This is a genomic window from Flavobacterium sp. B183, from assembly GCF_023539155.1.
Classification (GTDB): Bacteria; Bacteroidota; Bacteroidia; order Flavobacteriales; family Flavobacteriaceae; genus Flavobacterium; species Flavobacterium tructae.
Genome location: NZ_CP097434.1, coordinates 3,347,475 through 3,360,791, shown reverse-complemented (window position 1 = coordinate 3,360,791; position 13,317 = coordinate 3,347,475). Strand labels below are relative to the sequence as shown.

The 13,317-nt window shown below is 38.4% G+C and carries 9 protein-coding genes; 7 read left to right on the top strand and 2 right to left on the bottom strand.

All coding sequences use genetic code 11. The features are described from left to right. Positions 1-6 precede the first annotated feature (6 nt). Positions 7-2,394: a TonB-dependent receptor gene (locus M4I44_RS14250; protein ID WP_249965094.1), complete on the bottom strand. Its 2,388-nt coding sequence runs from the start codon at positions 2,392-2,394 to the stop codon at positions 7-9. A gap of 210 nt (positions 2,395-2,604) precedes the next feature. Between M4I44_RS14250 and M4I44_RS14245 the strand changes: the two genes are divergently transcribed. The 4 genes from M4I44_RS14245 (at position 2,605) to M4I44_RS14230 (ending at position 8,187) form a co-directional block, all read left to right on the top strand. Further along, positions 2,605-3,885 carry an acetyl-CoA C-acetyltransferase gene (locus M4I44_RS14245; RefSeq protein ID WP_249965093.1) on the top strand — a complete coding sequence of 427 codons (1,281 nt, stop codon included), beginning with the start codon at positions 2,605-2,607 and terminating at the stop codon, positions 3,883-3,885. 145 nt (positions 3,886-4,030) lie between these two features. Beyond that, positions 4,031-5,131 carry a hypothetical protein gene (locus tag M4I44_RS14240; protein WP_017497590.1) on the top strand — a complete coding sequence of 367 codons (1,101 nt, stop codon included), beginning with the start codon at positions 4,031-4,033 and terminating at the stop codon, positions 5,129-5,131. A gap of 381 nt (positions 5,132-5,512) precedes the next feature. Beyond that, positions 5,513-7,423, top strand: coding sequence for a fumarate reductase/succinate dehydrogenase flavoprotein subunit (locus M4I44_RS14235; RefSeq protein WP_249965092.1), 1,911 nt, complete (start codon positions 5,513-5,515; stop codon positions 7,421-7,423). Positions 7,424-7,440: 17 nt separating this feature from the next. Beyond that, positions 7,441-8,187 (top strand): succinate dehydrogenase/fumarate reductase iron-sulfur subunit, encoded by a 747-nt coding sequence (locus M4I44_RS14230; protein WP_249965091.1) that lies wholly within the window; start codon positions 7,441-7,443, stop codon positions 8,185-8,187. Positions 8,188-8,416: 229 nt separating this feature from the next. Here the strand turns inward: M4I44_RS14230 and M4I44_RS14225 are convergent, their stop codons facing one another. Then, positions 8,417-9,166, bottom strand: coding sequence for a 4-hydroxy-tetrahydrodipicolinate reductase (locus M4I44_RS14225; RefSeq protein ID WP_017497592.1), 750 nt, complete (start codon positions 9,164-9,166; stop codon positions 8,417-8,419). A gap of 471 nt (positions 9,167-9,637) precedes the next feature. On the opposite strand from M4I44_RS14225, the gene M4I44_RS14220 reads away from it, so the two are divergent. The 3 genes from M4I44_RS14220 (at position 9,638) to M4I44_RS14210 (ending at position 13,311) form a co-directional block, all read left to right on the top strand. Continuing rightward, positions 9,638-9,988: a hypothetical protein gene (locus M4I44_RS14220; RefSeq protein ID WP_017497593.1), complete on the top strand. Its 351-nt coding sequence runs from the start codon at positions 9,638-9,640 to the stop codon at positions 9,986-9,988. Positions 9,989-10,280: 292 nt separating this feature from the next. Continuing rightward, on the top strand, positions 10,281-10,976 hold the full coding sequence (locus M4I44_RS14215) for an ABC transporter ATP-binding protein (protein ID WP_202701783.1): 696 nt from the start codon (positions 10,281-10,283) through the stop codon (positions 10,974-10,976). Then, positions 10,942-13,311: a TonB-dependent siderophore receptor gene (locus tag M4I44_RS14210; protein ID WP_249965090.1), complete on the top strand. Its 2,370-nt coding sequence runs from the start codon at positions 10,942-10,944 to the stop codon at positions 13,309-13,311. The genes M4I44_RS14215 and M4I44_RS14210 overlap by 35 nt, the downstream gene beginning before the upstream one ends. Positions 13,312-13,317 lie beyond the last annotated feature (6 nt).

Here is a 13,317-nt window from a genome sequence, read left to right as displayed (position 1 = left end):
AAAAAATTAAAACTTATACGTTACCCCCACTCTAAAGTTTCTTGGCGCTTCTGTTTGCCAATAGTAAGCAGAAAGCCACTCATAGTAAGATCCGCTGTAAAGGTATTTATCCAAAATGTTAAAGACGTTGGCAGTAACTTTAAACTTTCCGGTTTCATAAGATAACCCTCCATCCAGTTTAAAATAGTTTGGTAAGCTTATAGCTCCTACACTCCAACTGTCTGTCTGACGGCCCGCAAGATAAGTCCCTCCTATAGAAGCTCCTAATCCTTTTAACTTTCCGCTTTGAATGCTGTAGTTCAACCACGCATTTGCAGTATGTTTGGCAAAGCCCGGTACTACTGAACCAACTACAATAGTTTTAACTACTGAACTTGTAACTACAGATTCTGTAAAAGCATAATTGGCAATAAGGTTAAGTCCGTCTAATAATTTTCCTCTTACGTCAAATTCAACACCCTGTGCTCTTTTCTCTCCCAAAACAATTTTATAAACATCGTTTGGTCCATTCTTAGGATCAGAAGTAAGCTCATTTTGTTTTACGATACGATAAGCCGACAATGTAGTACTCCATGATCCGTCAAACCAATCTTTCTTAACCCCAAATTCCAAATTATTTCCTGTAAGTGGTTTTACCTGATCCCCATTTTGGATAATTCCGGATTGTGGTATAAAAGCCTGATCGTATAAACCATAAACAGCCAGATTATCAGTCACAGAATAACTAGCTCCCACACGTGGCGTAATATGACTGTCAGATTCATCCGTTCCCCAACTGTTTTGACTAATCCAAGTGTATCGTGCCGCAAGAGTCAATCTCAACCTGTTTTCAAAAAAACCTAACTCATCCTGAATGTAACCTGCTGCATACTTTTGTCCCAGTCTGCCTCCAATTCCGGCTCTGACAGAAAGCGGTGTTGCACGATCAAAAGCCGGAAAACCATTAGAAGGTGTACCATAATTTGGATGGTAAACATTAAATGGATTAGCTGCCGTATCAAGATCATGAGACTGTCCCCAATCTGCCATATAATCTTTATTCCCCAAATCTACACCACTTAGTATTTTATGTGTGACAGCTCCTGTATTGAACTTCCCGTTTACGAATACCTGGCCTAAATACATATTACTTTCTGCATCCCAGATACCCACATTTCTAATAATGTTGCCTTTACCAAGGGTATTTTCACTTGAGCCAACGCTGGCAGGCCATGAACTGTATCCTTGCTGAATGTACTTGAAATAAGAAGTTTGTGCTGTCAGTTTCCAGTTATCATCAAACTTATGCTCAAACATAAAATACCCGCTATGGTCCTGAATATTAGTATCCGGAATACCAGGCTGTGTCAGGGTAAATCCAACCGGTAAAGTGGCATATCCATCAGATTTAGGTCCAAACACATAATAAGAACCTACCTCAGTCATGTTGGCATATTGAAAATTATACTCCGCCGTAATTTTTGTTTTATCATCAATCTGGTAGGTAAGTACCGGAGCAATTACATAACGGTTATTGTGTTCAAAGGAACGGTGCGAACCTCTGTTTTGGGCTGCAGCATTAAAACGGTACAATAACTTTCCTTTTTTGTCCAATTTACCGTCAAGATCAATACTCGCTCTGTAAAAATCATAACTTCCCGCAATTACACTGGCTTCACCCTTTGTCATTCCGGTTGGTTTCTTAGTTACCACGTTATACAATCCGCTTGGATCACCACTGGAAAGCATAAATCCTGCCGGTCCTTTTACAAACTCGATATGATCTACAAAACTCATGTCTTCCGTAAGAGGTCCCCAGAAAGAAGTAACCACATTAAAGCCATTACGGAACGCCTGAACCTGTGAACCACGCATTTTTATATTGGTGTACAAATCTCCCCAATGCTCAGAGCGCACGGCTCCACTCACATTTCGGATTACTCCGTCACTCATACTCACAATCTGCTGATCTTTTAATGTCTGACCGCTCACAATCTGAATATTCTGTGGAATTTCCAATACCGGAGTTTGAAGACGTAAAGATAAAGAAGGCTTGTCTTGCTTGTATTTGTTTTTAGTAATCACCACTTCGTCCAAATCTTCCTGGCTCTCCGCAAGCATGAAATTTTTAGTTGTCGTTTGCTTTGATGTCACTGTAATTCTGTCTTCAACGGGACGAATTCCAACTGCACTGATGCTGATGGTATAACTCGCAGGTTTAACATTTTTAATTTCGTACTGTCCGTGTTCGTTCGTTATAGCACTGTATCTTGTTCCTTTAAGTGCAACAGAAACACCTTCTGCCGGTACATTTCCGGTTAAAGAAACCCTTCCGGCTACTTTTCCGTTTTCCTGCCCCATCATAACTAATGAGTTTAGAAAAATCAGAAAAAATAAAACTTTTTTTATTCTCATGGTATTCATAATTATTTGTATTGGTTTTTATTTCGCTGGCAAAAGTAAGGGCTAAAACATCGTTTTGCAAATTATTTTTAATTATTCTAAATAAATATAATTCAAAATCAAATCGTTAAATGCAATGCCAAGACTTATTATTTTGGATTATAAATTCGTCAATAGTAAATAACTCTGCTTATCTTTAAGGACAAAAACACCACCTGACTTATGAATCACACAAACACAATCAAAAAAGTAGCTATTGTGGGATACAACCGTATTCCGTTTGCAAGAGCTAATACCGCCTACGCCGAAGTTGGAAACCAACAAATGATGACCGCTGCTCTTGATGGTCTTGTGGCCAAATACAATCTGAAAGGAAAATTAATCGGTGAAGTAGCCGGAGGGGCCGTAATCAAACATACTTACGACAATAATCTAATGAGAGAATGTGTCCTGAAAACAACGCTCGATCCCGCTACTCCTGCCTGCGATTTGCAACAGGCTTGTGATACCGGAATCGAAAGTGCCATTTATATCGCTAATAAAATTGCATTGGGACAAATTGAATGCGGAATTGCCGGAGGTGTTGATTCTATAAGCGATATTCCGATGGCGGTGAGCGACAAACTTCGGAAAATTCTACTCCATGTCAGAAATGCAAAATCAATTACTGAAAAAATAAAGTTCTTTTTAAAAATTCGACCTGGAGATTTGGCTCCGCTGGTTCCCAAAAATGAAGAAGTTCAAACCGGACTTTCAATGGGAGGTCACACCGAAATCACTGCCAAACATTACAAAATCTCTCGCGAAGATCAGGACAACTTTGCACTTAAAAGTCATCTCAATATGGCGAAAGCCTATGATGACGGCTTTTTTAACGATATGATTACCCCTTTCAACGGACTTGACCGGGACAATAATTTAAGAAAAGACAGCACGCTGGAAAAATTGGCCAAGCTAAAACCAGCCTTTGACAAAATCAATGGAACCTTAACGGCAGGAAATTCAACTCCGCTAACGGATGGCGCTTCCTGCATTCTTTTAGCCAGTGAGGAATGGGCAAAAGAACATGATCTACCCATTTTAGCTTACATCACCTTTGCTGAAATTGCTGCCATCGAATATGTCAAAAATCAGCAGAATCTTCTATTGGCTCCTTTGTTTGCTGTCAGTCGCATGCTTGATAAAGCGGGTTTAACCTTACAGGATTTTGATTATTATGAAATTCACGAAGCTTTTGCCGCTCAGGTTCTAGCCACTCTGAAAATCTGGGAAAGTCCTGAGCTAAGTGCTCAAATTGGACTTCCTAAAACCCTTGGAGCAATCGATCGCGAAAAATTAAATGTGAAAGGAAGCAGTCTCGCAGCAGCACATCCCTTTGCTGCCACAGGAGGTCGTATCATTGGTGTTATGGCTAAACTGTTAAACGAAAAAGGGTCCGGACGCGGGCTAATTTCTATTTGCGCCGCCGGAGGACAAGGTGTAACCATGATAATCGAAAAATAATTAATTCTTATCGTTCCATACAATAAACCCGACAGGTTTTAGAAACCTATCGGGTTTGTTATTTTTAAAACCAAACTGTAACAAAATCAAAAAAAAAGTCTCTATAGTATAAAAAATGCTAATCCATTAATCCAAACATTGCTATATGAGAACTTTAAAACTTACCACTTTACTCATTTTCACTTTCTTTTCATTTTCGAAAATAAATGCTCAGACCACTCCAAACGACAGTATAAAACTGGATTACACTAAAATCTACTCGCTGGCTTTAGATGGCAATCCAAAATCAGCTTTACCGCTATTGGAAATCGATACCAATAAAAAAATAGCTGATAAAGACTTAAAATTCAAAACCAACTTTGAAAACCGATTTAAGTTTGCAGAAGACAAAAGTGATTTTCTGGAAACGCGAAAATCAAAAATAGATCAGCTATTAAAGATATACAGAGATTACTGGCGTTTCTCTTTCTTAAACAAAGAAAAGAAAACCGATACACTGATCCTGAAAAACGTTTCGAATTTTCTTAAAACGAATTTCCCGTCTGCCAAAAACCTAACACTTAACGAAGACAGCATCAATGTCTATCAAAAAAAATACATCGCGAGTTTAGGTTATCATACGACCGGATTTGGAAAAACAGGAGGTTTATATGACTTACTAGTTTGGAAAACAGAAAAAGACACCATCTATAAAGTTACTTATGATGGAAAAGAAACTCCAATTAAAATCTATTTTATGGATGATTTTGTCACCCTGGGCTGGAGTGAATATGCAACTCTGGGACGCTATTACCCTGCAGGCTGGGCCACAAAAGAAGCTTTGTTTTGCGTAAAAAAAGCCTATGACTTAAAATCCGAAAACTTTAGAGTAAGCTACATTGGTCATGAAGGGAGACACTTTGCCGATTATAAACTATTCCCCAAATTAAAAGGTGTTGGTTCTGCCGATCTGGAATACAGAGGCAAATTAACTGAAGTTTCTCTTTATTCCCAGGAAGGTCTGGTGAAACGATTGCAGTTTTTTATCAATACCGGAAACTATGATAGCGATAATGGTCATTCAATAGCCGCTTATTGTGTGATAAGAGATTTATCAAGAGTTTTATTTGGAAACGATTTCGAAAAGGACATCAACAAATGGAAAGCAATTCCGGCAAGCAAAATAAATGAAGCTGCTGCTAAACTGCTGGCCGAAAATACAAAGGCACTTGAGAAAATCCCGAATGTAGAGAAATTCATCAAATAGTACTTACAGAAGATATGAAAAACATTTAACACATAGAAACATAGATTTGTATTCTAAAAAGAGAATACAAAAGAGAAACACATTTCTTTCCCATAGTTATGCGTTTTATTTGAAGTGCAACGTCTTCTGTTCCGTTCGAAAACCTATGTCTCTATGTGTTAAAATAAAAACCACAGAAAGAAACCCAAAATCAGAAAATCTACTAAAACACTTTAAATCAACACACTAAACTCCTAACCTAATTATTTTGAATTGCAATAAACAGTTCAAATAATAGTTTTTTCTTTACAAAAAATCATTTTTTTATAGTAAATTAGACCTCCTTTTAAATCAAGTCACTTATAAAATTTGTGTATAAATTCATTTTAAACTAAAATAAAAATGATTGACTCCAAAATACCCGAAGGTCCACTAGCCGATAAATGGAATAATTACAAAGCAAAAGCAAAGCTTGTAAATCCAGCCAACAGAAAAAAACTGAACGTTATTGTTGTTGGAACCGGACTTGCAGGTGCTTCCTGCGCAGCGTCTCTGGCTGAACAGGGTTATAATATTCAATCGTTTTGTTTTCAGGATTCTGCCCGACGTGCCCACTCTGTGGCAGCACAAGGAGGAGTTAACGCTGCAAAAAACTACAAAAACGACGGCGACAGTACTTTCAGAATGTTTTATGATACCATCAAAGGTGGTGATTTCAGATCGCGGGAAGCCAATGTATATCGTTTGGCTGAATGTTCCGCACATTTGATCGACCATGCTGTGGCGCAAGGCGTCCCTTTTGCCAGAGAATATGCCGGATATTTAAACAACAGATCTTTTGGAGGTGTTCAGGTTTCGAGAACCTTCTACGCACGCGGACAAACCGGTCAGCAGCTTTTATTAGGTGCTTATCAGGGATTGTTGCGTCAGGTATCCTTAGGAAAAGTAACGATGCACACCCGTCATGAAATGCTAGAATTAGTAATTATTGACGGAAAAGCAAAAGGCATTATAGCCCGAAATCTCGAAACAGGAGCTTTAGAACGTCATGTTGCCGATGCAGTTGTACTGGCTTCAGGAGGCTACGGAAAAGTATATTATCTTTCTACACTGGCTATGGGCTGTAACAGTTCTGCCATCTGGCGAGCACATAAAAAAGGTGCTTATATGGCCGGGGTAAGCTGGATTCAGTTCCACCCTACCTCACTTCCGCAACACGGAGCCAACCAATCTAAACTCACTTTAATGTCAGAATCTTTGCGGAACGATGGTCGGATATGGGTTCCGAAAAAAGCCGAGGACGCACGAAATCCCAATACCATTCCCGAAGAAGAACGTGATTATTATCTCGAACGTCGTTATCCCTCTTTTGGAAATCTGGCACCACGTGATATTTCATCGCGGGCGGCTAAGGAACGGATTGATGCCGGACATGGTGTCGGACCAATGAAAAACGCTATTTATCTCGACTTTTCAGATGCTATAAAAGCACAGGGGAAAAATACTATTGAAGCCAAATACAGTAATCTGTTTGCCATGTATGAAAAAATTACCGGTATCAACGCTTACAAAGAACCTATGCTAATTTCTCCCGCTGCCCATTTTACTATGGGTGGACTTTGGGTCGATTATGAATTAATGACCAGTATTCCCGGGCTATTTGCTTTGGGGGAAGCCAATTTTGCCGATCATGGTGCTAACAGACTCGGAGCGAATTCTTTGCTTCAGGCTTGCGTAGACGGTTATTTTATTGCTCCGTATACGATTCCGAATTATTTGGCAGGAGAATTAAACGCTCCAAAAGCAACCATAGACCACCCCGCTTTTGAAGAAGCCGAAAAATCCGTGAGAACGCAGCTCGATCGTTTTTTAAATAGCAAAGGCACCCTTTCAACCGATCACTTTCATAAAAAAATTGGACGATTACTTTATGAAAAATGCGGTCTTTCGAGAAGCAAAGAAAAACTGGAAGAAGCCATCGAAGATATAAAAGCCCTGAAAGCTTCTTTTGAAAAAGATTTACTGATTACCGGAGATGATACCCTAAACAGTGAACTCGAAAAAGCCGGCCGAATTGCCGATTACATAGAGCTGGCCGAATTAATGTGTTACGATGCTTTACAAAGAGAAGAATCCTGTGGAGCTCACTTTCGCGAAGAATACCAAACTACCGATGGTGAAGCAGTTCGAAATGATAATGATTTCTGCTATGTTTCAGCATGGGAATGGAAAGGGGAAGCCAAACCGCCTGAATTGCACAAAGAACCTCTCGTATTTGAATCGGTTGAACTTGCAGTAAGAAGTTACAAATAATCAAAAGTTGAAGAAATATGAAACTTTCTCTTAAAATATGGCGGCAATCTGATAGTTCTTCTAAAGGAAAAATGACCGATTATGACATAGATGCCGTTTCAGAACATATGTCTTTTCTGGAAATGCTCGATCTTTTGAATGAATCCTTAATTCAGAAAAAAGAACGTGTTATTGAATTCGATCACGATTGTCGGGAAGGAATTTGCGGACAATGCGGTGTGATGATCAACGGAAGAGCTCATGGTCCTTTAAAAAATACCACCACCTGTCAGCTTCATATGCGAAGTTTTAAAGATGGAGATACTATTTATATTGAACCTTTTCGGGCAAAAGCTTTTCCTGTACTTAGAGACTTAAAAATCGATCGTTCCGCTTTTGACACCATTATTGCATCCGGTGGTTTTATCGGAGCTTCAACAGGTCAGGCACCGGAAGCCAATAGTATTCCCATATCCTATGAAACTGCCGAAGCGTCTTTTGATGCGGCAGCCTGTATTGGGTGTGGTGCCTGCGTAGCCACCTGTAAAAATGCCAGTGCAGCCTTATTTACGGGGGCCAAAATCACCCATTTGGCTTTGTTGCCACAGGGACAAATCGAAGCTCCAAAAAGAGTACTGAGCATGGTAAGCCAAATGGATGCCGAGGGTTTTGGAAACTGCTCAGACACCAGGGCCTGTGAAATTGAATGTCCACAAGGTATTTCGATTCTTTCGATCGCCAAAATGAATGCCGAATATACCAAAGCTTTAATTTTTAAAAAATAATACATTAATCATTTAATAAAATACACATAGAAACATAGACTTATCAAACTCAGAAATATCATTTCATAAGTTGAAAATACAAGCAACAAACCATGCGGAAGAAATGTATTTCATTTTGAAACCTTTTTGCCCCATTATTTCTATGCTTCTATGTGTTTATTAAAATAAAATCGTCTTAAAAAAACAAACCCGACAAGTTTTTGAAACCTGTCGGGTTTGCTTTATTAGATCAGACGGTAAAATAAGGTGTTAAAATATCTTCAAAATTATACAGCCCCTTGGGTTTGTTTTTCAGATTTTCGGCAACAAAAACAACTCCGTTTCCAAATGCTTCCCTCGAGATCGATTCATGAATTAAACGAACCGTCTGATATGGAAATCCAAATATAACCTCATGCTTACCTACTATTCCTCCTGCCCTTACTGAGTTGATATTGTCTTTATCAATTTCCAAAGCTTCCGCAATTTTAACCGCTGTTCCTGAAGTTCCTTCTTTCTTTTTAAAATGTTCTTCGTTTACTTCAATATCCACCCAGGGAGCAATTTTCTTTAAAAATTTAGCCGCAAAAAGCAGGTAATTAACCCCAAGCGTAATATTGGGCGACCAAAAGACCGTAGTTTTATGTGCCAGTTTCTTTAGTAACTGCAACTCTTTGTCTTTGTAATGAGAAATTGCCGAAATAATCTTAACCTTTCGCTTTGCAGCAACTTCTCCATAACTGTAAATACCTTCATTGGAAGAAAAATCAATAATAACATCAACAGGATGTTTGTCTAATAATTCTTCCATCGTCGTTTTAGAACTGGAGTAAATAACCCCTTGTTCTTCTGACGGAATGCCCAAAAACTCTGAAACAGATCTCTTTTCCAAAACAGTACTTTGTCTTAAAACCCATTCCAGGCAAAATTTATTATTTTCCAGTAGTACAGTCGCTACTGATTTTCCAGTCTTTCCAAATCCTATTAAACCTATTTTCATAATTTACTTTTTTATGGAGCAGAACGCCCGTTTATAAAATTGACATTTTGTGGAGTTCATGTCAAATCAAGAATTGAGTTATCAACGATGCCGATCACTATCGTCTTCCAGTAAAAATAGGAAATCTATAATGGGATTACTGGCAATAACTTAGATAACTACTAATAAACAACGATGTTAACACGAATAATATTGTCAAAATAATTTCTAAAGTACGACAATGGTATTTTTGGCACTGTCCTTTTTAATTTTGTTTTATGCCAAAAACTCTCCTCAAAACGGCTTGAAATACAATTGCATCTTATGAAAACTCAAAAAATCTACTAACAAAAAATAAACATTTTTAATCCAGTCCCAATAAAATAATAATCGATTCTGGCACATTTTTAAATAAGATATCTATATTTGCAACAACGTTGCGTTAGTTTATAAGCTACCAAGTCCTTTAAAAATGGGCTTTTTCCATTAAGAATGAAAAAGAAAAATGTATTAATTCCTCTTTTTATGTCTGTAACTGTATTGTTTGCAATGCTGTTTCAGACGCTGCATTCTTACGAGCATGTTTACAAGCAGCTAACGAGTAAACATTGTGAGCATACTTATATTGAGGGGCAAAAGCAAATCACACACAGTCATACTGTAGACAACAATTGTCAGATTTGTCATTTTACGTTTAGCACCTTTATACCAAACACTTTTCAAACGTACTCTTTTCTTAAAGCAACCGTAGAAACTTTCAGCGCGTTCTTTTACGAAAAAACAATTTCTGTTGTTTTCAAAGGCAGTCTTTTTGCACTTAGGGCACCACCATTTATTCGCTAGTTTACTGCATTTTCATCCGAAAAATTAAAAAATAGCTTTTGCTTGTCTTTTTCAAAGATCAGGTAAAACGCATTTGTAATCTTATTTGGTCTGTTTTCAATAAAACAGCTCCAATTAAGATACAAAAGACCGTTTTGGTTTATCTAATTTACCTAACTCTTCGGTTGTCCCCAGTAAATTCTACTCTTCCTATTTCGTCACCGGTTAAAATGTTTCAGCCCTAAAGGCTGTCACTATAACTGTGCATGAAAAGAAAAACCCGTACTAAAAATCATCCAAATACATCAAAACTATGCTTATAGCTGAAAATCTAACAAAAAAATATGGCGACCATATTGCTCTAAACAAACTCAACTTAACCATTAAAGAAGGGGAAATTTTTGCTTTATTGGGGCAAAATGGTGCCGGAAAAACTACCACAATCAACCTTTTTCTAGGTTTTATTGCTCCAACAGATGGAGAACTAAAAATTAACGACCTATCAGTCATCGACAACGCACAGGAAACGAAAAAATATGTTGCATATATCCCCGAAACCGTCATGTTGTATCCTAATCTTACCGGTCTGGAAAACTTAAAATTCTTCTCGTCGTTGGCAGGATTCAAATATTCACAGGGGGAACTGACTTATTTTCTTTCTAAAGCGGGGCTTCAGATTAAGGCGCATCATCAAAATTTAGGTGGTTATTCTAAGGGAATGCGACAAAAAGTTGGAATTGCCATTGCGATTGCCAAAAAAGCCAAAGTGCTCTTACTGGATGAACCTACGAGTGGTTTAGACCCTAAAGCTTCCAACGAGTTTTCCCAAATACTAAAAGAGCTTTCTGCTGATGGAACAGCCATTTTAATGGCTACACATGATATTTTCAGAGCGCGGGAAGTTGCCTCTCATATTGGCATTATGAGACAGGGGAACCTTGTCACCGTTATCGAAGCCGATAAAATCTCGGCAAATGAACTGGAAGATTTGTATTTACAAACTGTATAAAGGGAAATTACTTTCTCAATCCTATCCAAAAAAAATGAAACACCATATTCTCTCACTGTTTTTATTAAGTATTACTTCGTTTGCCCAATCGCAAACCGTTAATAAAAAGATATCTGATAGTATTCCTAAAGATTCTGTCAAGGTAAAAACCGTACACACACAATTGCAAACTGTCGAAATCATTGGCCGTTCGACCAAAAAATACAATAGCGATTATTCTTTTGCAGCCACCAAAACAGCCGCTCTCAATAAAGACATTCCACAATCCATATCCACGATCACCAAAGAATTAATAGCAGACAAAGGTGCTATCTATCTGGCCGATGCTGTAAAAATGGCCAGTGGAGTGATCCCTGCAAGTTATTACAATCAATATACCATTCGCGGAATCAGTCAAAATGAAGAAGGCCAGATCATAAATGGAATGCGAACGCATCAACATTACTTTTTACAACCATTGACTACCAATATTGAACGAGTTGAAGTGATCAAAGGACCTTCGAGCGCTACATTTTCATCGGTAGATCCGGGCGGAAGTATCAATATGGTGACTAAAAAACCTTTGGCCGTTGACCGAAAAGAAATAAGCCTTACTGCAGGAAGCTTTAGCACCTTGCGCGGAACCTTAGATTTTACCGGTCCATTGAACGAATCAAAAACCCTTTTGTATCGTGTAAACGGAGCGTATCAGGAAGCCAAATCGTTCCGGGATCTGATTCGCAATAAATCATTCTTGATTTCACCCTCGTTCAGCTACATTCCGAATGAAAAAACAGCGATCAATACAGAACTGATTTTAAGTAACATGACCGGAGTTCTGGATCGTGGACAGCCCATTTTTGGAGCAGTTGCGGGTGTTACCAGTTTAAACAAAACTCCAATTAGCTTAAATTTAGGTGCTCCCAATGATTTCTACAAATCAAAAGAAATGATTTTGATGACGAATTTTGCTCATAAATTCAACTCTAAAATAGGGTTTAATGCTTCATACATGAAACAAACCTGGACAGAAGACCTTCAGGAACACCGAACGACTAATGCTTTTGCAGTCGACATGAACAATAAACCTGTCAGCAGTCTGGCCATGATGCAGTTTGTACAGCGTCAGCAATATTGGGACGTTGATAATCTCACTTCTTATTTCAACTTTGATTTAAATACAGGAAAAATCAAACATAAATTGTTAGCAGGTTACGATTTAAGCAGCTGGAACAAAACCAAAGGTGGCGGACAAAATGCGGCCAGAGGTTATGTATTGAAAGACGGAACGGTAGCCTCTTCATTTGTTGCTGCTAATGCTGCCAATTATCAAACCATAACCGTTGACGGAGTAGTTTTACCTAAACCAAATGTCAATTATTTTAACCTGAATAATCCCGCTAATACCCTAACAAACCCTGACGATTATACGCTCAATGTCCGTACCGCATTACCCCCTGCACTAACCACTACAAATGCAGTCTACATTCAGGATCAGGTACAATGGGAAAGATTTACCATCTTACTGGGGTTGCGCCAAGAATGGTTTAAAGACATCACAAACTACAAATCCAACAATGAACTGACTGTGAAAAAATCGGCTTTACTGCCGCGTATTGGAGTGACTTATGCCGTAAACAATCAAATAAATGTTTATACAACTTATTTGGAAGGTTACCAGCCACAATCGAACACCGTGTCTTTGATGCCTCAAACAGGAAGTTTACCCGCCGGAAGTTTGTTTGATCCACTGAAAAGCAACTTGAAAGAACTTGGATTAAAAGCTACTTTTTTCAACAATTCAGTAAGTTTTAATGCTGCTATTTATGAAATCAACCAACGCAATATCCTAATGAATGCTAACGACTCGGTAAATCCTGATTTGCTGGTAACAAGAGGTGCTGAGAGAAGCCGTGGTTTTGAGTGTGATATAGCCGGTTTTATTACGGCAGACTGGCAAATAAATGCTTCTTACAGTTACATTGATGCTAAAATCACCAACGATCGTGATCCATCGCTAATTGGTGCCCAAAAACAAAATACACCAAAAAACAGTGCCAATTTATGGACACGCTACAATTTCAATTCTGATTCGGCTCTAAAAGATTTGGGTATTGGTTTCGGAATGCAATATCAAAGCAGCAAAGTACCCTGGTTTACAAGAGCTTTTACACTACCAGATTTTACGGTTTTTGATGCCGCATTGTACTATAAACCCAACAAAAGCAATATGCAGATTGCTCTTAATGCGGGCAATTTATTCAATAAAACGTACTGGCTGGGTGCTCAGAATTACCTGCGTCTGTTTCCCGGTGCGCCACGTAACTTCAGTCTTACTGTAACTTATAAATTTTAAACGGTA